Source organism: Streptacidiphilus jeojiensis (genome assembly GCF_042510965.1).
GTDB lineage: Bacteria > Actinomycetota > Actinomycetes > Streptomycetales > Streptomycetaceae > Streptacidiphilus > Streptacidiphilus jeojiensis.
Map to the genome: position 1 here is coordinate 100,941 of NZ_JBEUKS010000003.1, position 20,666 is coordinate 121,606.

A 20,666-nucleotide genomic window follows, 5' to 3' on the forward strand; every position below is an offset into this window, starting at 1 on the left:
TGATCGGCTTTGATGAATGTGCCATGGACGTATGCGCTTGTCATATGCAGGCCCATCGCCCTGGGCGTCACACGCCACCAGCCTGGCAGCTCGACACGTCAGTCGGGACCGGGTTCGACCTCCGCGCGGGGAAGGAGCCGCTCGGCACACCGGACGGCAGCAGGTCCTGGATACACGTTGCACGTCCGCTTACCTGACAGGGAATTGGTTCCACACCGCGAGCGGCGCAATCTTGAACCCATGACCGACTTCCAGATCCACACCGTCCGCACCGCCCCCGCACAAGCGCAGCAGGCGCTGGCCGTCCTCGACGACGCGTTCGGGTTCGTTCCCAACGGGGCCGGCCTGATGGCCAACTCCCCGACGCTGCTGAACACCTTCCTGTCGGCCTTCAGCCACTTTCGCGGTGCCGGCACCTTCACTCCGGCCGAACGGCAGGTCCTGCTGCTCTCCAACGCAGTCGCCAACACCTGCGCGTGGGCGGTGGCCTTCCACTCGCTGGAGGCGCTGGCGGACGGGGTCGAGCTCGCCACGGTCCAAGCCCTGCGCAAGGGGGACCTGCCCGCCGACCCGCGCATGGCAGCGCTCTCCACCCTCACCACCACGCTCATCGCCCGCCGCGGCCACCTCGACGACACGCAGACGGCGGCCTTCCTCGCAGCCGGCTTCACCCGGTCACAACTGCTCGAGGTGGTGACCGGTGTGGCAATCTCGACGATGACCAACCACACCGCCAATCTCGCCCACCCCCCGCTGGAAGCACCAGTGCAGCCCCACGCATGGACCGAGGCACACGTGAGCGATGTCTGACATCGGCCCCCTGCTCAAGCACTGGCGCAACGCCCGGCGACTGAGTCAACTCACGCTGGCCTCCCAGGCATCCGTCTCCACCCGACACCTGTGCTTCCTGGAGACCGGCCGGGCCCGACCAAGCCGCGCCATGGTGCTGCGCCTCGCCGACGTCCTCGACGTACCGCTACGCGAACGCAACACCCTGCTGCTCAGCGCGGGTTTCTCCCCCGAATTCCAGGAGTCCCCGCTGGCCGCACCCGCGCTGAGCGCGGTGAGCAACGCCCTGGAGGCGATCCTGGCCCAGCAAGAGCCCTTCCCCGCCCTGGTGATGGACAGGAACTGGGACATCCAGCACACCAATACCGCCGCCCGCAGGTTCTTCGCCTACCTCCACGACAACCAGGAAGGCACGCCGCCCGGGCCACCCAACGTGCTGCGCCGCATGTTTCACCCCGATGGAATCCGGCGACACATCTCCAACTGGAACGAGGTCGCCGAGGCCCTGATCCGGCGTGTCCGGCGGGAAGCGATCGGCGGCGTCACCGACCAGCACGCACAACGCATCCTCGACGAGGTGCTCGACTATCCCGGGGTGCCCCCGTCACTTCGGACCCTGGACCCGGCCACCCCGCAGTTGCCGATCGTGCCCGTCCGCTACGCCCGCGCCGGCCGCCGGTTCGACTACTTCTCCACCGTCACCACCCTGGGCACGCCGCAGGACGTCACCCTCCAGGAACTGCGCATCGAGTGCTTCTTCCCCATGGACGACCAGACTCGTGCACAAGCGCAGCAACTGGCCGAACTGGCGGACGAGACAGGCCGATCACCAGGGTGAGGTCGGCTCCACCGATATCGTCATGCCCCACCGGTTCATTCGCCGTCGGCGTCCAAGCGCTCTGCCGGCCCGGTGCTCGGACGGCGTGTCAGGCAGGCGGTCTGCAGCTTCGACGCCCGGGTCCGCTTCCAGTCGAGCTCCCAGCCGTGCGGCGCGGCCAGTTCCTCGACGAGGCCGAGTCCGGCGCCGCGGTAGACGGGTGGGGTCAGTTCCAGTTGGTCGGGCAGGAGCGGCGCAGGGTTGAGCTGCTTGCCCTTGGCGGCGGCCTTGGTCTCGGCCTTCGTGCGGCTCTTCGCCTCCGCAGCGCGCTTCCTCTCTGCCTTCTCGGTGCCCTCGCCCAGCGCCTCCTGGACCCGCTTTGCCCAGTCGTCGCGACTGCCGTCGCGCTCCAGCCGGTACTGGCGACGGGTCAGCACGACGTAACCGCCGATCCTGATCTGGGTGCCCCTGCCGCCACCGCCCAGTCCCCCTACGTCCCCGCCTCCGGCCGCCGAGGCCCAGAGCATCAGGCCGACCACGGCGAGGATCAGTGCGGCCCCGACCAGCAAGTATGTCCACTGGAACCAGAACTGCCACCACAGCCCGCTTCGCGAGCGCGGCGGCAGCGGCCCCGTCTCGCTCTCGTCGGGCCGCAGCGGTTCTGCGGATATGTCGAAGAGTCCCACGGTTCCCCCTGACCTGGTGCGTCCGCACTGTCGGCGCACACCCTATCGAGGGAGTCCGCGGCTACCTGCTTGCTCGCCCTACTGGACGGGCGACACCCACCGGATCGCTCCCGGCATGACGCTGATCAACGCGGGCACGCACTTCATCGCTCCGGTCGTCGGTTTCATGCGTGGATTCTCTCGGGGGCGCGCCGGGTCAGGGGTAGTAGGGGGTGTAGGTGACGGCACTGACCTTCAGGTAGCGCGCCCCGTCGGCGGTGGCCCAGGTGGAGGAGTCGGGGTTGCCGGGCCAGTCGCCGCCGACGGCGGTGTCGATGATGAAGTGCATGCCGACACCGGACGCGGTGCTGTACCACTTGGTGCCGGTGAAGACGCCGTCGACCCAGAAGTCGATGTGGTCGGGCCACCAGGTGAACGAGTAGGTGTGGAAGGCGTTGGTCCAGCCGCTGGAGTTGTTGGCCGCCCACTGGGTCTGGTTGTTGCCGGCGTCGTGGAAGGTCTGGTAGGCGGTGTTGGGCTTGGAGCCGATGATCTCGGCGGCGTCCATCTCGGGCAGCCAGGGGTTGAGGTAGGCGCCCCAGACCGCGGGGAGCAGGCCGTCGCCGTTGGGCATGCTGGCGGTGAAGCTGTAAGTGCCGTAGCCGTAGAGGGCCTTGGACTCCACGCGGCCGGAGTCGTACACGCCGCCGCCCGCGTTGTAGGTCTTGATCATCAGGGTGGAGCCGTCGTACCAGACGCAGCTGGGTGTGTAGGTCTCCAGCTCGTTGTTGTCCGTCCAGCGGCCGGAGACGACGTTCCAGAAGCTGAGGGAGTTCAGGCTCACCGGGGTGCCCCAGGAGCTGGCGTGGGCCGGGACGGCGGTCAGCGCCGTCAGCAGACAGGTGGCCAGGGCCGCTGTCAGCAGCCTGGCGGGCCTGAGAAGGGTCAGGGGCATGGTGGTACCTCCCGATACTGCGGGCCGAAGGGTGGTTCGGACGGTGGTGCAACTGACCTGCCCTGTCATGGAAGCGCTTCCATGATCGAAGCCTCACGAGATTCGGGAGCTCATTGCCATCCAGCTGCCGAATTGAACTGTCCATATGGAGGCTGGCCAGGGGCTCTGCGCCAAGTAGCTGGAAGCGCTTCCAGTTTTTATGATGATTGACTGGGGGTGATGCCATGTCAAGAGTGTCAACACTGGAAGGTGGCGGCAGCTTCAGCTGGAAGCGCTACCATCAGCGCTTCCGCGCGGTGCGGGCACTCAACGGTTTGGTGGAGGGGCAAGGAACGCATGCAGGCATCTCCCCGCAGGCAGCCCACATTGGACGAGGTCGCTGCGCGGGCGGGGGTCTCGCGCACCGCGGCCTCCCGGGCGATCAACGACGACCCCCATGTCAGCCACGCCAAGCGCGAGGCGGTGCGGCGCGCGGTCCAGGAACTGGGCTACGTCCCCAACTCGACCGCCCGCTCCCTGGCCACACGGCGGGTGGGCGCTGTCGTACTCGCCGTCTCCAGCGACGAGCCCACGCTGTTCGCCGACCCGTTCTTCGCCGAAGTCACCCTCGGAGTCAGCTCCTTCCTGGAGCAGACCGACCTGGAACTGATCCTGCTGCTGGCCCACACGCCCCGCGGCACCGAACGTCTGCGGCGCATCCTGGCCGCCCGCCGCGCCGACGGGCTGATGCTGATGGCCGTGCGCGGCGAGGACCCGCTGGGGCGCCTGGCCGAGCAGACGGAACTGCCCGTGGTCTTCGGTGGTCTGCCGCTGCACGGCACGCCCCGTTGGTACGTGGATCCCGACAACCGCGGGGGCGGCCGCCTGGCCGCGGAGCACCTGGCGCGCAGCGGCCGGCAGCGCATTGCGATGATCACGGGGCAGGTGGACCTGCAGGCGTCCGTTGCCCGTGAACAAGGCTTCCGCGAGGCGCTGACCCTGGCAGGGCTCCCACTGCTGGCAGTAGAGGCCGGGGACTTCACCCTGCGCGGCGGCGAGAGTGCCATGGAGCGCCTCCTGGCGGCGCACCCGGACCTGGATGCCGTCTTCGCAGCCGGCGACGGTATGGCCCTGGGCGCGCTGCGCACCCTGCGGCACCGTGGCCTGCGTGCCCCTCAGGACGTGGCCGTGGTCGGGTTCGACGACCTGGCCAGTGCCCCCTACGCCGATCCGCCGCTGACGACGGTTCGTCAGCCGGTGCGCTCCCTGGGCCGCGAGATGGCGCGCATGCTCGTCGACGTCATCGACGGCCGCGACCCGGGTTCGCTGATCCTTCCCACCCGACTCACCGTCCGCGAGAGCGCCCCCGGGGCCGATGTCGACCAGGCCCAGTAGTGCAGCAAGGGTCGAGCCGCCGTCGCCCGCCGACGATGCGGTCGGGCCCGTTCAGACTGCGCTGAGGCCCTCCGCGGCGAAGATCGCGCGGGCCGCGGCGACCTGGGCCGGGGTGGGGGAGGGGGTGTCGGTCAGCGGGAAGCGCTGGCCCAGGGCCTCGTACTTGGCGGCGCCGAGCTTGTGGAAGGGCAGTACGTCGACGCGGGAGACGTTGCCGAGCGAGGCGGTGAACGCGGCGACGCCGGCGACGTTGTCCTCGGGGTCGGTCAGGCCGGGGACCAGGACGAAGCGGACCCAGACCTGCTTGCCCAGGTCGGCCAGGCGGCGGGCGAAGTCCAGGGTGGGCTGCAGCGGACGGCCGGTCACCCGGCGGTAGAGGTCGCGGTCCCAGGACTTGATGTCCAGCAGCACCAGGTCGGTGTCGTTCAGCAGCGAGCCGGTGGCCCGGCTGCCCAGGAAGCCGCTGGTGTCCAGCGCGGTGTGCAGGCCCAGTTCGTGCTTCCAGCGGTGCAGCAGTTCGCCGGCCATGACCGGCTGCAGCAGTGGTTCGCCGCCGCTGAGGGTGGCGCCGCCGCCGGCCGCGCGGATGAAGTCGCGGTACTTGGCGGCCTCGGCGACGATCTCCTCGGCGGAGCTGCGCCGGCCGTTGCGCATCCTCTTGGTGTCGGGGTTGTGGCAGTACAGGCAGTCCAGCGGGCAGCCGGACAGGAAGGTGACGAACCGGGTGCCCGGTCCGTCCACTCCGGTGGAAAGGTCCCAGGAGTGGACGGAGCCGGTCACCGACCGCCTGGTGGCGGCCCCGGCCGCCGTCGCCGCTGGTGAGGCGACGGCCGGTACAGGGAGCAGGAGGGTGTGGGTGGTCATGACGGGACCTCAGATCTCGCCGTGGAAGGTGCGGTTGAGCACGTCCAGCTGCTGCTCGCGGGTCAGTCGGACGAAGTTGACGGCGTATCCGCTGACCCGGATGGTCAGCTGCGGGTACTCCTCGGGGTGCTCCATGGCGTCCAGCAGGGTCGCCCGGTTCAGCACGTTGACGTTCATGTGGAAGCCGTCGGCCGCGGTGTAGCCGTCCAGCACGCCGGCCAGGTTGCGGATCCGCTCCTCGGGGGTGCGGCCCAGGCCGTCCGGGGTGACCGTGTTGGTCAGCGAGATGCCGTCCTCGGCCTCGGAGTAGGGCAGTTTGGCCACCGACAGGGCCGAGGCGACGTAGCCGTGGGTGTCGCGGCCGTTCATCGGGTTGGCGCCGGGGGAGAAGGGCTCGCCGGCGCGGCGGCCGTCGGGGGTGTTGCCGGTCTTCTTGCCGTAGACCACGTTGGAGGTGATGGTCAGCACCGACTGGGTGTGCTCGGAGTCGCGGTAGGCCGGGTGCCTGCGCACCTTGCGCATGAACTCCTCGACCAGCCACACCGCGATGGCGTCGGCCCGGTCGTCGTTGTTGCCGTAGGCCGGGTAGTCGCCCTCGACCAGGTAGTCGGTCACCAGGCCGCTGTCGTCGCGGACCGGGGTGACCTGGGCGTACCGGATCGCGGACAGCGAGTCGGCGGCCACCGAGAGCCCGGCGATGCCGCAGGCCAGGGTGCGCTTGACGTCCCGGTCGTGCAGCGCCATCTCCAGGCGCTCGTAGGCGTACTTGTCGTGCATGTAGTGGATGACGTTCAGCGCGTGGACGTAGACCTCGGCCAGCCACTCCATCTGGGTGTCGTAGGCGGCCATCACCTCGTCGTAGTCCAGCGGACCGGTCCCGGTCAGGGCCCCGCCGGCCGGGCCGACCTGGGCGCCGGACTTCTCGTCGCGGCCGCCGTTGATGGCGTAGAGCAGGGTCTTGGCCAGGTTCACCCGGGCGCCGAAGAACTGCATCTGCTTGCCGACCGGCATCGCCGAGACGCAGCAGGCGATGGCGGTGTCGTCGCCGAAGCGCGGGCGCAGCAGTTCGTCCGACTCGTACTGGACGCTGGAGGTGTCGATGGAGACCTGGGCGCAGAACTCCTTGAAGCCCTGCGGCAGGCGCTGGGACCACAGCACGGTCATGTTGGGCTCGGGGGCCGGGCCCAGGTTGTAGAGGGTCTGCAGGTAGCGGAAGGAGGTGCGGGTGACCAGCGGGCGGCCGTCTTCGCCGATGCCGCCGATGGACTCGGTCACCCAGGTCGGGTCGCCGGAGAACAGCTCGTCGTAGTCGGGGGTGCGCAGGAAGCGGACGATGCGCAGCTTGATGATGAAGTCGTCGATGATCTCCTGGGCCTGAGCCTCCGTCAGCTCGCCTGCCTCGATGTCGCGTTGCAGATAGACGTCGAGGAAGGTGGAGGTGCGGCCGAGCGACATGGCGGCGCCGTTCTGCTCCTTGACCGCGGCCAGGTAGCCGAAGTAGAGCCACTGCACCGCCTCGCGGCCGTTGCCGGCCGGGCCGGAGATGTCGTGGCCGTAGGCGGCGGCCATCTGCTTGAGCTCGCCCAGGGCGCGGATCTGCTCGGCCAGCTCCTCGCGCAGCCGGATCGTCTCCTCGATCGAACGGCCGCCCGCGGGCAGGGCGTTGAGCTCCTCCTTCTCCGCCCGCTTGGCCTCGACCAGCCGGTCCACGCCGTACAGGGCGACCCGGCGGTAGTCGCCGATGATCCGGCCGCGGCCGTAGGCGTCCGGCAGCCCGGTGACGATGCCGGCCTTGCGGGCGGCCCGGATCTCGGGGGTGTAGGCGTCGAACACGCCGGCGTTGTGGGTCTTGCGGTACTCGGTGAAGACCCGCTCCAGCTGCGGGTCGACCGGGTAGCCGTAGGTCTCCAGGGCGCCGGCCACCATCCGCCAGCCGCCGTTGGGCATGATCGCGCGCTTCAGCGGGGCATCGGTCTGCAGCCCGACCACCAGCTCGCGGTCCCGGTCGATCCAGCCGGGGGCGTGCGCGGTGATGGTGGACGGGGTCGTCGCGTCCACGTCCAGTACGCCCTTGCGGCGCTCCTCCGGGAACAGGTCGGTGATCTTCTTCCAGACCGAGCTGGTCCGCTCGGTGGGTCCGGCCAGGAAGGCCGCGTCGCCCTGGTAGGGGGTGTAGTTCTGCTGGATGAAGTCACGCACGTCGACGCTGTCGCGCCACAGTCCGCCGCGGAACCCCTTCCAGGCGGCGTCCAGGGGAGTCGACACGGTGCTTGCGGTGGTCATGATGCTGCTCCTTCGTCCCGGTACCTCAATTGTGAATCTGTTCACAAGCCTGGGGGGAGAAGAGAAGGTCCCCAGGATCGGGGACCTTCGTCCTGTCTCCGGTCGGGCCTCTCGCCCCGGTCAGGCCCTGGTGCCGTAGTAGGCCTGGCGCATCAGCTGCTGCATGTCGGCCAGCATCGGCATCCGCGGGTTGGCGGGCGCGCACTGGTCCTCGTAGGCGTTCATCGCCTGCTGCGGCAGCGCCGCGGTGAAGGCCGCCTCGTCCACCCCGGCCTCGGCGAAGGAGCGCGGGATGCCGACCCGCTCGCGCAGCTCCTCGACCGCGGTGGCCAGCGACTCCACGCCCTGCTCCGGGGTGGCGGCCGGCAGCCCGAGCACCGTCGCGATCTGCTGGAACCGCTCGGGGGCCGCGTAGCTCTGGTACTTGGGCCAGGAGGTGACCTTGCCGGGGGCCGATCCGTTGTAGCGGATCACATGCGGCAGCAGCAGCGCGTTGGTGCGTCCGTGGGCGACGTGGAAGGTGGCGCCCAGGGTGTGCGCCATGGCGTGGACCAGGCCCAGGAAGGCCGAGCCGAAGGCCATGCCGGCGATGGTCCCGGCGTTGTGCATCTTCTCCCTGGCCACCGGGTCGTCGGGGCCGTGGTTGACCGCGCGCTCCAGGTTCTCGAAGACCAGCCGGATCGCCTGCAGCGCCAGGCCGTCGGTGAAGTCGTTGGCGTAGACCGACACATAGGTCTCGATGGAGTGGGTCAGCGCGTCGAAGCCGGAGTCGGCGGTGACCGACCTGGGCATCTCGGTGGTCAGCGCCGGGTCGCAGATGGCCACGCTCGGGGTGAGCGCGTAGTCGGCGAGCGGGTACTTCTGGCCGGTGGCGGTGTCGGTGATCACCGCGAACGGGGTGACCTCGCTGCCGGTGCCCGAGGTGGTGGGGATGCACACCAGCTTGGCCTTCTCGCCCAGGTCGGGGAAGGTGAAGGCGCGCTTGCGGATGTCGAAGAACTTCTCCTTGAGGTCCGCGAACACGGTCTGCGGGTGCTCGTACATCAGCCACATCACCTTGGCCGCGTCCATCGGCGAGCCGCCGCCCAGGGCGATGATGGTGTCCGGGCGGAAGGCCCGCATCAGCTCCGCGCCGCGCTCGACCGTCTCGATGCTGGGGTTGGGCTCGACGAAGTCGACCACCTGCACCTCCACCGGTTCGCGGCGGCGGGCCAGCATCTCCTGAACCCGTGCCAGATTCCCGATCTGACGCATCGTCGGGTCGGTGACGATCACCGCTCGGCGCACGCCGCGCATATCGGCCAGGTATTTGATCGAGTTGCGCTCGAAAAAGACCTTGGGCGGGATCTTGAACCACTGCATATTGGTGTTGCGCCGGCCGATCCGCTTGATGTTCACCAGATTCAGTGCGGTGACGTTCCCGGACACCGAGTTGTGGCCGTAGGAGCCGCAGCCCAGGGTCAGCGAGGGCATGAAGGCGTTGTAGACGTCGCCGATGCCGCCCTGGGAGCTGGGGGCGTTCCAGATCACCCGGCAGGCCTTGACCGCGTGCCCGAACTCCTCGGCGAAGGCGGCGTCCTCGGTGTGCACGGCGGCGCTGTGGCCCAGGCCGTGGAACTCCACCATCCGCTCGGCCAGCCGCAGCCCCTCGGCGCGGTCGGCGGCGCGCAGCACGGCCAGCACCGGGCACAGCTTCTCCCGGGTCAGCGGCTCGCCCTCGCCCACGAAGTCGGCCTCGGCCAGGATGACCGAGGTGTCCTCGGGCACGCTGAAGCCGGCCGCCTCGGCGATCCTGGCCGGCGCCATGCCCACCACGGCGGGGTTCAGCCGGGCGCCGGAGCAGGCGGTGCCGTTGCCGACGCCGAAGATGTACGACTCCAGCAGCGCCTTCTCGGCGGCGTCGGCGACGTACGCCTTGAGCTTGCGGAACTCGTCGAGCGCGGCGTCGTAGACCTCGTCGTCCAGGATCACGGCCTGCTCGGAGGCGCAGATCATGCCGTTGTCGAAGGACTTGGACAGCACGATGTCGTTGACGGCGCGCTTGAGGTCGGCGCTCTTCTCGACGTAGGCGGGGACGTTGCCCGCGCCCACGCCCAGGGCCGGCTTGCCGCACGAGTAGGCGGCCTTGACCATGGCGTTGCCGCCGGTGGCCAGGATCGTGGCGACGCCGTCGTGGTTCATCAGCGCGGCGGTGGCCTCCATCGAGGGCCGCTCGATCCACTGGATGCAGTGCTCGGGGGCGCCGGCGGCCACGGCCGCGTCGCGCACCACCCGGGCGGCCTCGGCCGAGCAGTCCTGCGCGGAGGGGTGGAAGCCGAAGACGATCGGGTTGCGGGTCTTCAGGGCGATCAGCGCCTTGAAGATGGTGGTGGAGGTCGGGTTGGTGACCGGGGTGACCCCGGCGGCCACGCCGACGGGTTCGGCGATCTCCACGATCCCGTCGATCTCGTCGCGGCGCACCACGCCGACGGTCTTCATGTCCGCCATGGAGTGGGTGACGTGTTCGCAGGCGAAGATGTTCTTGACGGCCTTGTCCTCGAACACCCCGCGCCCGGTCTCCTCGACCGCCATCACGGCCAGCCGGGTGTGCTGGGAGAGCGCGGCCAGCGACGCCTTCCTGACGATGTGGTCGACCTGTTCCTGGGTGAATGCGCCGTACTCGGTGAGGGCCTTCTGCGCGGCGCCGACCAGTGCGTCGACGGCCAGGGCCGGCTCGGAGGGGGCCGGCGCGGAGGGGGCCGACCCGGTGGGGGCGGGTGCGGCCGGTGCTGACTCAGTCATTGCAGATCACCTCAGGGATGCCGTTCGACATTGGTCTATACCTCTAAGGTGCGCTTGCTCCCGGTAAGCGCACCACGGGCCAATGTCGGCTCCTGGCGGGACCTATGTCCTGGCAGCCGGTGTGCCGGGCGGGCTACGTCCCGGGATACCAGGCCAGGGCGTGCGCCTCGGCGAGGGTGTCCCGGACCTGGATCCGGTACCTGACAGCCTGGGCCGGATCGTTCTCCACCAGCGCGGCCGCGGCCAGCGCCGCCGCCGAGGTCGCCCAGGCCAGTAGTCGGACCGCGTCCTGGCGGGAACTGTCGCTCAGGGTGGCGTCCGGAAGATCGGCCGCGTGTTTGGCCAGCAGGATGGAAAGCACGCGCAGATGAGTGCGGGTGGCACTCGGGCTGGGTAGGGGGTCTGGTGCGTGACGGCCCACGGCGGTCTCCTGGGAAAATTGACGTGTACTCTGCCTATCCTTTCGCATATGCGATAGGCACGTGCAGGAACTGAAGAGAAAGTGTGCAAGCGATCAGAATTTTCTGGGGGATCTTGAGTTCCCCTGCTGAACGCTTTGTGCTGCCTTCGAGTTGACGGCGGATCGGCCGTCCTGCGCCCTGGTGTTTCGGTGATGTTTCCGAAGTAGTTGTCAGGAAGTTGAGAGCCCGCTAGGTCTTGTCTGAGCACGGACACCTCACCTAACGTACTCGCAGTTGCCACCCCGGACCGGGGAGGCAAGCTCTCCCGCACGCCCCCGGGCACACCCCCATCTCTGGAGGCAGTACGTTGCGTACCATCCCGAACTCCCGCTCCTCCCGGCGCGTCGCGCTCCCGCTGCTCGGCTCGACGGCCCTCGCCGTGGCCGGCCTGCTCGGCGCCGCCCCCGCCGGAGCCGCCACCGCGCAGTCCTCCCACACCAGTTGGGTGCGGTCCTGCGCCGTGATCCACACCGCGGGTCAGATGGCCTGTAACGCCCTCAGGGTCACCAGCACCACCGAGCACGTCAACGCGCTCGGCATCACCCCCGACGCCACCCCCTCCGGCTTCGGCCCCAGCAGCCTGCTGAGCGCCTACAACCTGCCGGCCAACGGGGGCGCGGGCCAGACCGTCGCCATCGTCGACGCCTACAACGACCCCAACGCCGCCTCCGACATGGCCGTCTACCGCTCCCAGTACGGGCTGCCGGCCTGCACCGTGGCCAGCGGCTGCTTCAAGCAGGTCAGCCAGACCGGCAGCACCACCTCGCTGCCCTCCAACAACTCCGGCTGGGCCGGCGAGATCTCGCTGGACCTGGACATGGTCTCGGCGATCGCCCCCAACGCCAAGATCATCCTGGTCGAGGCGAGCAGCGCGTCGATGGCCAACCTCGGCAAGTCCGTCAACGAGGCGGTGGCGCTGGGCGCCAAGTTCGTCTCCAACAGCTACGGCGGCTCGGAGTCCAGCTCCGACACCTCCTACGACAGCAGCTACTTCAACCACCCGGGCGTGGCCATCACCGTCAGCTCCGGCGACTCGGGCTACGGCGTCGAGTACCCGGCGGCGTCCAAGTACGTCACCGCGGTCGGCGGCACCTCGCTGAAGACGGCCTCCAACTCCCGCGGCTGGACCGAGAGCGTGTGGTCCACCAGCAGCACCGAGGGCGCCGGCTCCGGCTGCTCCAAGTACGACGCCAAGCCGACCTGGCAGACCGACACCGGCTGCTCCAAGCGCACCGTCGCCGACGTCTCGGCGGTCGCCGACCCGGCCACCGGTGTCGCGGTGTACGAGACCTACGGCGCCTCCGGCTGGGTGGTCTACGGCGGCACCAGCGTCGCCTCGCCGCTGATCGCCGCGGTGTTCGCCGACGCGGGCACCCCGAGCGCCAGCTACCCGGCGGCCGACCTCTACGCCCACACCTCGTCGCTGAACGACGTGACCACCGGCAGCACCACCAGCTGCTCCCCGGCCTACCTGTGCACCGCGGAGACCGGCTACGACGGCCCGACCGGTCTGGGCACCCCCAACGGCCTGACCGCCTTCACCGGCTGACGCACCGTCACTGAACAACCCCCACCGGCAGGGCCGGGTCGCGGCGCCGAGCGCCCCGACCCGGCCCTGCCGTCATCCGGCCACAGCGCTCATCCGGCCACAGCGCTCAGCGGGACGGGCTCAGCGGAGCCACCGCCCGGGCCACCAGCTCCCGCCAGCCGGCCTCCAGCCGTTCCAGGGACATGCCGCGCTGCGTGCGCAGGTGGTTGACCAGGGCCGGGTCCAGATAGCCGGCCAGGGTCTGGGCCACCAGCTCGACATCGCCCACCGCGCCGGCCTGCCGCAGCAGCATCGCCACATGGGTGACCCGCAGCACGCCGCCGGGGACGGTGTAGCGCCGACTCGCGCAGGCGTCCGCGGCCAGGTAGAGGTCCATGCTGCAGAGCAGATGGCGGATGGTGGCCGCGCCGAAGGCGTCCAGCCGCTCCAGCGGCTCGGCGCCCGGGCCCAGCGGCGGCGGGCCGAGCAGGTAGCCGCGCTGGTACTCCTCCTCGGCGTGCTCCAGCAGCGCCAGCATCAGACCCTCGCGGTCCCCGAAGCGCCGGAACAACGTGCCCTTGCCCACGCAGGCCGCGTCGGCCACGGCCTCCATGGTCACGTTCTGGGCGCCGTGCTCGCGCACCAGCTGGGTCGCCGCGTCCAGCAGTCGGATCCGGTTGCGGGCGGCGTCGGCGCGCTCCCGCGGCGCCTGCCCCAGGACGGGCAGCTCGGTGCGGCGGGGCTCGGCGGAACAGGGCGACGGCATCTCGGCGGGGTGCTGGGTGGGGTGGGGGAGCTGCGCGGTCATACCCCTAACGATAGACCCGATCCAGGAAAAGTGGACTCAGGTCCGGTTTCCGTGCTACCACTGTACCGGACCACAGTCCACTTCCGGTGGACGCCCTGCCCAACCTTCAGGAGCACGTCATGTCTGTTCGCGTACTCGCCCTCGTCGGCAGCCTCCGCGCCGGTTCGCACAACCGTCAGCTTGCCGAGGCCGCGGTCAAGCACGCCCCTGAGGGCGTCGAGGTCGTCATCTTCGAGGGTCTTGCCGACGTCCCCTTCTACAACGAGGACCTCGACGTCGAGGGCTCGGTCCCCGCCGCCGCCACCGCGCTGCGCGAGGCCGCCGCCCAGGCCGACGCCTTCCTCTTCTTCTCCCCCGAGTACAACGGCACCATCACCGCCGTGCTGAAGAACGCCATCGACTGGCTGTCCCGCCCCTACGGCGCCGGCGCCCTTAGCAGCAAGCCCACCGCCGTGGTCGGCACCGCCTACGGCCAGTTCGGCGGCGTCTGGGCCCAGGACGAGGCCCGCAAGGCGCTCGGCATCGCCGGTGCCAACGTGCTGGCCGACGCCAAGCTCTCCATCCCCGGCTCCGTGGTGCGCTTCGCCGAGCTGCACCCGCAGGACGACGCCGAGGTCGTCGAGCAGCTCCCCGTGGTCGTGGCCCAGCTCGCCGAGGCCACCGCGGTCTCGGCCTGATCTACGCCGATCGGGCGCTCACGCGCCCCGGGCCCCGGCGGGCCCGGTTCCGCAGCACGCGGACCGGGGCCGCCGGGGCCCTTCGCCGTTCCGGGTGCTGGGTGCTGGGCGCCCGGCGTGGGGTGCCGGGCGCGGGGTGCTGACGGGTGCGACTGCCGCCGCGCCCGCCGGCGCGAGGATCACCAGTGCGCCGGGCGCCGCATCGTCGCCGGGAGGACCGTCGCGTCGTCGCCCCTGGCCGCGTCCAGCTGCGCCTGCACCAGGAACAGCGCCCCGGTCAGATCCGCACCGCGCAGGTCCGCGTCCCGGAAGTCGGCACCGATGACATCGGCGGACCGCAGATCCGCGCCACGCAGGTCGGCCCCGACCAGCAGCGCCCCGCGCAGATTGGCCCCGCGCAGGCCGGCCCCCTTCAGCTTCGCCCCGATCAGGTCCGCCCCACGGTGGTCCCGCCCGCGCCCCGGCACGGCGGCCCGCACGAGTTCACTCGCCCGGAGCAGCAGCGGGTTGACGCTGCCTCGGATCGCGGTCACGTCCAGCCCCGGCAGGGTGTCCGCGGCGCCCAGGGTGAGCTGCTCGGTCGTCGCGAAGGCGGCCCGCAGCTCGGCGTGGACGGGGGCGGCCGCCGGCCAGGCCAGCGCCTCCGCCAGGTACCGCAGCAGCTCGTGCAGGTCGCGCATGACCGGGAACACCGCGAACATCCGCCGGGCCGCCCCCGGGTCCTGCCGCCAGTCCCGCCCCAGGAAGGTGACCTGGGAGACCTTCTGGCCCGCGCCGAAGCAGTCGTAGACGGTGCAGCCCTTGAAGCCCTGCTCCCGCAGCCGGGTGTGGATGCCGCAGTGGAAGTCGTCGTTCAGATTGGGGCAGGCCCGGCCGGCACCCTTGTCGATCGCGAAGTCCGCCGAACGCGCGAACGCGGGCACGACGCAGCAGAGCGCGAAGCAACTGCCGCAGTCGGCCCGCAGTTCGGCGGGGTCAACGGTTCCTGACGCTGCTGACACGGTGCGGTCACTCCGGGGACGGGACGGGGACGGGGTGGGGGCGTGGACGGGGCGGGCGCCCACCCCGCACTCTAACCGCAGCCCGGCACGCCGACCGCAGCCCGGCCTACCCCTGGGCGGCCGGGACCGGGTGCCCTCCGTTGATCGAGGCCAGACCGGGCGGGGCCGAGGCCAGCGCCGCACGCAGGGCCTCGATCAGCGCCAGCGCGCCCTCCTCGGTCAGCTCCACCGCGACGCGCGCGGAGGGGCCCAGGTCCGGGTTGAGGAAGTCGACGTTGACGGTGTGTTCGTAGGGGGCGTGCTGCGGGTGGTCGACATAGACCATGGCCCGGGTCAGCGGGAAGTAGCCGCCGGCGCCCTTGCCGCTGCCGGTGATGTCGACCTGTTCGGTCAGATAGGTGCACATGCCGGTGTCTCCGTTGTCTGCGTACGGTGGGTGGGGGGTCAGGCAGCGGTGGAGCCGGCGCCGGCGAGGTTGCGTCCGAAGAAGTCCAGGACCAGCTTCCAGCCCTCCACCGCCGCCGCGGGGCGGTAGGAGGGGCGCTCCACGGCGAAGAAGGCGTGCCCGGCCTCCTCGAAGGTGTGGAACTCGTACTCCTTGCCGTACTTGCGCAGCAATCCCTCCAACTCCTGGGTGGCGGCGGGGGAGGGGTGCTGGTCCTCGGCGCCGAACAGCCCCAGCAGCGGGCAGGACAGGTGCTCGGAGAGGTGTCCGATCGGGCCGGTGCGCAGCGGGAAGCCCTCCGGGGTGGGCTCGATGACGAACGCCCCGTAGCAGTCCACGGCGGCCTGCAGGTCCAGGCTGCACCCGGCCAGGAACGCCTGACGGCCGCCCGAGCAGTAGCCGATCACGCCGACGTTGCCGTTGCTGTTCGGCAGCCCGCGGAGGTAGGCCGCAGCCCCGGCCACGTCCCCGACCAGCCGCTCGTCCGGCACCCCGCCGAGCGAGCGGGCGGTGGCCGCGGCGTCGTCGGGGTCCACTCCGGGGGCCTCCCGGGTGTAGAGGTTGGGACAGACGGCGTTGTACCCCTCGGCCGCGAAGCGCCGCACGATCTCCTTGCTGCCCCGGTCGTACCCGGGCATGTGGTGGAGCACCACAACCCCGCCGAGCGGACCCGGCTGCAGCGGCCTGGCCGCGTAGGCCTCGATCGCGTGGCCGTCGGCACCGTTGATGGTGACGGTCTCCGCCAACACTGCGTCGTACATGGTTGCGCCATGCCTCTCTGAACGTCGTCCCGATGACTGACCCCCGTCGTTCGTTGAGTATGCCAACCGAACCTGCGAGTCCATCGCGACCCGGCGCGTGGCCCCGCTGCCTGTCAGCCCTTCGCCCCGTCGTGGCGTCGCTCCGTCGCCCCGCGATTCCGCGATCCTGCGACATGCGACCTCACGACATGTGACCGGACGAACGGCCATGCCGCGCGGGCGCGCTGTACTGCCGCCAGACTGGGACCTCCGGACCGATCCCGAGGGGGAGGAACCCATGTCACGTCCCAAAGTCCTGGTCATAGGCGGCGGGTTTGCCGGGGTGGAGTGCCTGCACCGGCTTGAACACCGGCTCAAGCCGGCGGAGGCCGAACTCGTCCTGGTCACCCCCACCGACTACGAGCTCTACCTGCCGCTGCTGCCGCACGTCGCCGCCGGGGTGCTCACCCCGCAGTCGGTCGCGGTGTCGCTGCGCCGCAGACTGCGCCGGACCGAGGTGATGCCCGGCATCGCCATCGGCGTGGACACCGCGGCCCGGTCCGTCACCGTCCGCAACCGGACCGGGGACCTGCGCGAACTGTCATACGACTACCTGGTCCTGGCGGCCGGCAGCACCACCCGCACCTTCGACATCCCGGGGCTGAAGGAGCACGCCTTCGGCATGAAGACGCTGGCGCAGGCCGCCTACCTGCGCGACCACGTGATCGAGCAGCTCGACCTGGCGGCGGTCGCCACCGACCCGGCCGAACGCGAGGCGCGGATGCGCTTCGTGGTGGTCGGCGGCGGCTACGCGGGCACCGAGACCGCGGCCTGCCTGCAGCGGCTCACCGCCGCCGCGGCGGCGCGCTTCCCACGGCTGGACCCAGGACTGCTGTCCTGGCACCTGGTGGACGTCGCCCCCAAGCTGCTGCCGGAGCTGGGCGACCGACTCGGGGCCAATGCCATGGCCACGCTGCGCCGGCGCGGCATCGAGTTCTCCCTGAACACCTCGGTCGGCGCGGTCACGGCCGACTCGGTGACACTGACCGACGGCCGGGTGCTGCCCACCCGGACCCTGGTCTGGACGGCCGGTGTGGTCGCCAGCCCGCTGGTCGGCACGCTGGACGCGGGCACCGTCCGCGGGCGGCTGACGACCACGCCCGAACTGGTGGTCCCCGGCGCGCCCGGGGTGTTCGCGGTGGGCGACGCCGCCGCGGTGCCGGACCTCGCCGTCGGCGGTGACGCGATCACCCCGCCGACCGCGCAGCACTCCCAGCGCCAGGGCAAGGCCGTGGCCGTCAACGTGGAGGCGCAGCTGCGCGGCACCGCGATGAAGCCCTACCGCCACCGGGACCTGGGCCTGGTGGTCGACCTGGGCGGAACCGACGCGGTCTCCCGGCCGCTGGGCATCAGCCTCTCGGGCCTCCCGGCGCAGGTGGTGGCCCGCGGCTACCACGTGATGGCGCTGCCCACGGTCACCGCGCGGACCCGGGTCCTGGTGAACTGGGCGCTGAACTCGGTGACCGGCGACGACTTCGTCCGCACCGGCTTCCAGCAGGGGCGCCCGGCCACCCTGCAGGACTTCGAGCACACCGATGTGTACGCGGCAGGAGTGACTCGGAAGTAGGCGAACCGCCATGGGTGTGATCCACGTCTCATTCGATATGAGAACACAGACACGCCTGCTCGTGGTCGTCACGGCCGGCGTGGCCCTGGCCGCGTCGGCCTGCACCAGCTCCCCGACGCCCCGCTCCACGCCGTCCGGATCCACCCCGTCCGCTACCGCGCCGTCCACCACCGCCGCGTCCACCGGCACGCCGTCCACCGGCACGACGGCGGCCGCACCCTCCAGCGCGCCCGCATCCACCCCACCGGCAACCACGACCACGGCAGCGGCCCCGGTCGGCACCACCGCTCCCGCCACCGTCACCCAAGGCGTCCCCGCCTGCACCGGCGGCCAGATCAAGGTCACCCCCGGCCAGTGGGGCGGCGCCACCGGACACATCGGCGGAGCAGTGCTTTTCCGCAACACCTCCCGCTCGACCTGCTCGCTCTACGGCTACCCGGGCGTCGCCGGACTCGACTCGGCCGGACGGCAGGAGGTCCAGGCCACCCGTGTCCCCAGGGGCTTCATCGGCGGCCTGCCCACCCCCACCTCGCACCCCACCACGGTGGTCCTCGCCCCGGGCGCGGTCGCCTCCGCGGTGATCGAGGGCGTCGACGTCCCCAGCGGCAACGCCACCAGCTGCCCCAACTACCCGTCCATCCTGGTGACCCCACCCGGCACCCGCAGCTCCACCCACCTCGCCCTCGCCGTCCCCGGCTGCGGCGGCATCCAGGTCCACCCGGTAGTCCCCGGCACCTCGGGCGGTCAGCTCTGACGTCCGTGCCGTCCGCGCCTGCGAGTCATCGGACGCTTCACAGAATTGCGTTCGCCCAGGAGATCGCGAAGCTGGAGGCGGAGTTGGGCTTCCGACTGCATCCCGAGCTGAAGGGACTGCTGCGCCTGCACAACGGGACCGACCGGTCGGCGGTTCCCGGATCCTTTCTGCCGCTGAGTCATCGCCTGATCGGCACAGGCGAGATCACCGACATGCACCGGATCCTGGTCGACATGGGATGGCACGGACCCGATTCTCCTTGGGACCAGGACTATCTCAACGGGCACCCGCACCAGTGGGTGCCGTTCGCCGTTCCCCTCGATGGCGGCGTCGCCTTCGTGGATCACCGGCCAGGACCGACCTACGGCCATGTCTTCGAGCTCGGCGTAGGCTCCGGCGACATCGACGCGACCTTGTGGGCCACGAGCCTTGCCGAGTTGTTCGACGCTCTGGCCGATGCTGTTGAGCACACCGTGACATTCCTGCATTACCGTCCCCGACTTGAGGGGTCCTCGGCAGACGGCGCCCTGCTTACCTGGGACGTAGTCACCGGATGAAACAGATCAATCGGGAGGTGACCGCGTGACGGGGGCATGGGACGGGCTCGACGAGTTGTGCACGCAGGTGCTGGCCGAGCATGGTTGTGCGTCGGTCTCCGTCGCAGTGGTCGAGCGCGGTGAGCTGACGCTCGCCCGCGCCTACGGGCAGGCGGATGTGACCAACCGGCGGCCGGCCACTCCGGAGACGGTCTACGGGCTCGCCTCCGTGACCAAGGCGTTCACCGCCACAGCCGTCTGCCTGGCCGCCGACGAGGGCCTGTTGGACCTCGACCTGCCGATTCCCGGCAGCTACCGGTGGACCGCGCCGACGCCGCGTCAGCTGCTCCAACACCGTGGTGGGTTCCCGGCGTTCTACAACTTCCACTACGGCGACGGGCCCACGCCGATCGACATCGACCCCTACCGCACGCTCTTCCGGGAGCCTGGAACCGATTTCGAGTACTCCAACATCGGTTACCGCGAGCTGGGCAGGCTGCTGGAGACCGCGACAGGCCAGGAGTTGGGCGCCTACCTACGCGAACGGATCGTCGAGCCGCTGGGCCTGAGCAGCTTCGGCTACGGCCCGGTGTATGACGGGACGTCGCCCGTCGCGCAGCGCTACTCCGCCGACGGTCGTGCATACGCCGCCTGCCACAGCGGACACTCCGCGGCGGGTGCGGGCTGGGCGACCGCCGGCGATGTCGCGCTCTTCGCCCAGGCCGCCTCCCGCCTTCTGCAACCCGCCACGGTCGCGGCCATGTACGACGCTGTGCCGATCAACGAGCACCTCGGTTATGGCTTCGGCAGGATCGTCTCCCACGGCGCCGGACCGATGGTCCGCAGCCACGGCGGTGGCATGGGCGGCATCGCCGCGATGATGATCGAGATCCCCGAGCACGAACTCTCCGCCGCCGTGCTGGCCAACTCCACCGACAAGGCGGCCCGTGACGCCGTCGTCGACCATCTGATGGCCGTTCTGTCGCCCGGTTTCCACAGAGACCAGATCAACCCGATCACCGACCCCAACCGTCCGATGGCGCTGGCGCAGGGCGACTGGGCCGGGGAGATCGGCACGGCGGAGGGGGACATCCCGTTGCGGATCCGGATCCTGGCGGACCGTCAGGTGGAGGTTCGGCTGGCGGACGGCCTGCCGGTCACCGCATCGGCCACCGCCTCCCGGCGTTGGGACCTGCGCGCGGCTGTCCCGATGCAACTGCCCACCGCAGACGCCCGGGTGAACAGCCCCAGCCTCGCCCTCGAACTGCGCTCCGAGCAGAACCAGTTGGTGGGCCGTGCCACGGCATTCAAGGACGGCGACCGGAACGGTTGGCTGGGCGCCTACCTGGTCCACCCCTGCGTGCTGCGCCCCCCACTGAGTGTGAGCTGCCTGACGAGCCGTGCTGTGTCAGTGGTCTGCGGCGACCTGCAGCTGTGGGGGGAACGGCATGCCCATGTCCCTCTGGGCGGCGTTGTTCCCTGCTCCTGACATCCGATCAGCGTGGTCATCCCTTCCGGTGAGGAACGGCAGCGAGATCGTTTTCTGATCCTCATCGAGTGT

Annotated in this window: 19 protein-coding genes; 9 read left to right on the top strand and 10 right to left on the bottom strand. The window is 70.5% G+C overall.

Annotated elements, in window-relative coordinates; translation table 11 throughout:
• The first annotated feature begins 240 nt into the window (after positions 1-240).
• Both ABUW04_RS09470 and ABUW04_RS09475 read left to right on the top strand, forming a co-directional pair.
• Positions 241-810: a carboxymuconolactone decarboxylase family protein gene (locus tag ABUW04_RS09470; RefSeq protein ID WP_380564021.1), complete on the top strand. Its 570-nt coding sequence runs from the start codon at positions 241-243 to the stop codon at positions 808-810.
• Positions 803-1,627 (top strand): helix-turn-helix domain-containing protein, encoded by an 825-nt coding sequence (locus ABUW04_RS09475; RefSeq protein ID WP_037595526.1) that lies wholly within the window; start codon positions 803-805, stop codon positions 1,625-1,627. The genes ABUW04_RS09470 and ABUW04_RS09475 overlap by 8 nt, the downstream gene beginning before the upstream one ends.
• 35 nt (positions 1,628-1,662) lie before the next feature.
• Here ABUW04_RS09475 and ABUW04_RS09480 read toward each other — a convergent pair whose 3' ends face one another.
• Together ABUW04_RS09480 and ABUW04_RS09485 are read right to left on the bottom strand one after the other, a co-directional pair.
• A complete protein-coding gene (locus ABUW04_RS09480) occupies positions 1,663-2,292 on the bottom strand; it encodes a hypothetical protein (RefSeq protein ID WP_380564023.1) in 630 nt (209 codons plus the stop codon).
• Positions 2,293-2,488: 196 nt separating this feature from the next.
• Entirely contained in the window at positions 2,489-3,226 is a 738-nt protein-coding gene (locus tag ABUW04_RS09485; protein WP_380564024.1) for a glycoside hydrolase family 16 protein, read from the bottom strand.
• Positions 3,227-3,562: 336 nt separating this feature from the next.
• Between ABUW04_RS09485 and ABUW04_RS09490 the strand changes: the two genes are divergently transcribed.
• Complete coding sequence (locus tag ABUW04_RS09490; RefSeq protein ID WP_380564026.1) at positions 3,563-4,600, top strand: LacI family DNA-binding transcriptional regulator; 1,038 nt, start codon at positions 3,563-3,565, stop codon at positions 4,598-4,600.
• Between the two features lie 51 nt (positions 4,601-4,651).
• Here the strand turns inward: ABUW04_RS09490 and pflA are convergent, their stop codons facing one another.
• The 4 genes from pflA to ABUW04_RS09510 all read right to left on the bottom strand — a co-directional run bounded on the left by pflA (position 4,652) and on the right by ABUW04_RS09510 (position 10,889).
• Complete coding sequence (gene pflA / locus ABUW04_RS09495) at positions 4,652-5,464, bottom strand: pyruvate formate-lyase-activating protein (RefSeq protein ID WP_380564028.1); 813 nt, start codon at positions 5,462-5,464, stop codon at positions 4,652-4,654.
• Positions 5,465-5,473: 9 nt separating this feature from the next.
• Positions 5,474-7,747 (bottom strand): formate C-acetyltransferase, encoded by a 2,274-nt coding sequence (pflB, locus tag ABUW04_RS09500; RefSeq protein WP_380564029.1) that lies wholly within the window; start codon positions 7,745-7,747, stop codon positions 5,474-5,476.
• 120 nt (positions 7,748-7,867) lie between these two features.
• Positions 7,868-10,528: a bifunctional acetaldehyde-CoA/alcohol dehydrogenase gene (adhE, locus tag ABUW04_RS09505; protein ID WP_380564031.1), complete on the bottom strand. Its 2,661-nt coding sequence runs from the start codon at positions 10,526-10,528 to the stop codon at positions 7,868-7,870.
• Positions 10,529-10,661: 133 nt separating this feature from the next.
• Positions 10,662-10,889 carry a hypothetical protein gene (locus ABUW04_RS09510; protein WP_030255227.1) on the bottom strand — a complete coding sequence of 76 codons (228 nt, stop codon included), beginning with the start codon at positions 10,887-10,889 and terminating at the stop codon, positions 10,662-10,664.
• A gap of 407 nt (positions 10,890-11,296) precedes the next feature.
• Between ABUW04_RS09510 and ABUW04_RS09515 the strand changes: the two genes are divergently transcribed.
• Positions 11,297-12,538, top strand: coding sequence for a S53 family peptidase (locus ABUW04_RS09515; RefSeq protein WP_380564033.1), 1,242 nt, complete (start codon positions 11,297-11,299; stop codon positions 12,536-12,538).
• A gap of 106 nt (positions 12,539-12,644) precedes the next feature.
• Here ABUW04_RS09515 and ABUW04_RS09520 read toward each other — a convergent pair whose 3' ends face one another.
• A complete protein-coding gene (locus ABUW04_RS09520; RefSeq protein ID WP_380564034.1) occupies positions 12,645-13,325 on the bottom strand; it encodes a TetR/AcrR family transcriptional regulator in 681 nt (226 codons plus the stop codon).
• 119 nt (positions 13,326-13,444) lie between these two features.
• On the opposite strand from ABUW04_RS09520, the gene ABUW04_RS09525 reads away from it, so the two are divergent.
• A complete protein-coding gene (locus tag ABUW04_RS09525; protein ID WP_030255220.1) occupies positions 13,445-14,002 on the top strand; it encodes an NAD(P)H-dependent oxidoreductase in 558 nt (185 codons plus the stop codon).
• Positions 14,003-14,181: 179 nt separating this feature from the next.
• Here the strand turns inward: ABUW04_RS09525 and ABUW04_RS09530 are convergent, their stop codons facing one another.
• The 3 genes from ABUW04_RS09530 to ABUW04_RS09540 all read right to left on the bottom strand — a co-directional run bounded on the left by ABUW04_RS09530 (position 14,182) and on the right by ABUW04_RS09540 (position 16,209).
• Positions 14,182-15,003: a pentapeptide repeat-containing protein gene (locus tag ABUW04_RS09530; protein WP_380564036.1), complete on the bottom strand. Its 822-nt coding sequence runs from the start codon at positions 15,001-15,003 to the stop codon at positions 14,182-14,184.
• A gap of 106 nt (positions 15,004-15,109) precedes the next feature.
• A complete protein-coding gene (locus tag ABUW04_RS09535) occupies positions 15,110-15,409 on the bottom strand; it encodes a DUF6295 family protein (RefSeq protein WP_030255214.1) in 300 nt (99 codons plus the stop codon).
• A 38-nt stretch (positions 15,410-15,447) separates the two neighbouring features.
• Positions 15,448-16,209, bottom strand: coding sequence for a dienelactone hydrolase family protein (locus ABUW04_RS09540; RefSeq protein ID WP_380564038.1), 762 nt, complete (start codon positions 16,207-16,209; stop codon positions 15,448-15,450).
• 277 nt (positions 16,210-16,486) lie between these two features.
• Here ABUW04_RS09540 and ABUW04_RS09545 point away from each other — a divergent pair, with 277 nt between their 5' ends.
• From ABUW04_RS09545 to ABUW04_RS09560, 4 genes are read left to right on the top strand one after another with little or no spacing between them, the layout of a single operon-like run.
• Positions 16,487-17,815 (top strand): NAD(P)/FAD-dependent oxidoreductase, encoded by a 1,329-nt coding sequence (locus tag ABUW04_RS09545; protein ID WP_380564040.1) that lies wholly within the window; start codon positions 16,487-16,489, stop codon positions 17,813-17,815.
• Positions 17,816-17,852: 37 nt separating this feature from the next.
• Entirely contained in the window at positions 17,853-18,569 is a 717-nt protein-coding gene (locus ABUW04_RS09550) for a DUF4232 domain-containing protein (RefSeq protein ID WP_380564042.1), read from the top strand.
• A gap of 5 nt (positions 18,570-18,574) precedes the next feature.
• Entirely contained in the window at positions 18,575-19,126 is a 552-nt protein-coding gene (locus tag ABUW04_RS09555) for an SMI1/KNR4 family protein (RefSeq protein WP_380564043.1), read from the top strand.
• A gap of 25 nt (positions 19,127-19,151) precedes the next feature.
• Positions 19,152-20,594 carry a serine hydrolase domain-containing protein gene (locus ABUW04_RS09560; RefSeq protein WP_380564045.1) on the top strand — a complete coding sequence of 481 codons (1,443 nt, stop codon included), beginning with the start codon at positions 19,152-19,154 and terminating at the stop codon, positions 20,592-20,594.
• Positions 20,595-20,666 lie beyond the last annotated feature (72 nt).

What these genes read in the sequence shown, in the direction of transcription:
- ABUW04_RS09470 (WP_380564021.1), top strand. Translation starts at nt 241, where the DNA reads ATGACCGACTTCCAGATCCACACCGTCCGCACCGCCCCCGCACAAGCG.
- ABUW04_RS09475 (WP_037595526.1), top strand. Translation starts at nt 803, where the DNA reads ATGTCTGACATCGGCCCCCTGCTCAAGCACTGGCGCAACGCCCGGCGA.
- ABUW04_RS09485 (WP_380564024.1), bottom strand. Translation starts at nt 3,226, where the DNA reads ATGCCCCTGACCCTTCTCAGGCCCGCCAGGCTGCTGACAGCGGCCCTG.
- ABUW04_RS09490 (WP_380564026.1), top strand. Translation starts at nt 3,563, where the DNA reads ATGCAGGCATCTCCCCGCAGGCAGCCCACATTGGACGAGGTCGCTGCG.
- pflA (WP_380564028.1), bottom strand. Translation starts at nt 5,464, where the DNA reads ATGACCACCCACACCCTCCTGCTCCCTGTACCGGCCGTCGCCTCACCA.
- pflB (WP_380564029.1), bottom strand. Translation starts at nt 7,747, where the DNA reads ATGACCACCGCAAGCACCGTGTCGACTCCCCTGGACGCCGCCTGGAAG.
- adhE (WP_380564031.1), bottom strand. Translation starts at nt 10,528, where the DNA reads ATGACTGAGTCAGCACCGGCCGCACCCGCCCCCACCGGGTCGGCCCCC.
- ABUW04_RS09520 (WP_380564034.1), bottom strand. Translation starts at nt 13,325, where the DNA reads ATGACCGCGCAGCTCCCCCACCCCACCCAGCACCCCGCCGAGATGCCG.
- ABUW04_RS09525 (WP_030255220.1), top strand. Translation starts at nt 13,445, where the DNA reads ATGTCTGTTCGCGTACTCGCCCTCGTCGGCAGCCTCCGCGCCGGTTCG.
- ABUW04_RS09535 (WP_030255214.1), bottom strand. Translation starts at nt 15,409, where the DNA reads ATGTGCACCTATCTGACCGAACAGGTCGACATCACCGGCAGCGGCAAG.
- ABUW04_RS09540 (WP_380564038.1), bottom strand. Translation starts at nt 16,209, where the DNA reads ATGTACGACGCAGTGTTGGCGGAGACCGTCACCATCAACGGTGCCGAC.
- ABUW04_RS09545 (WP_380564040.1), top strand. Translation starts at nt 16,487, where the DNA reads ATGTCACGTCCCAAAGTCCTGGTCATAGGCGGCGGGTTTGCCGGGGTG.
- ABUW04_RS09550 (WP_380564042.1), top strand. Translation starts at nt 17,853, where the DNA reads ATGAGAACACAGACACGCCTGCTCGTGGTCGTCACGGCCGGCGTGGCC.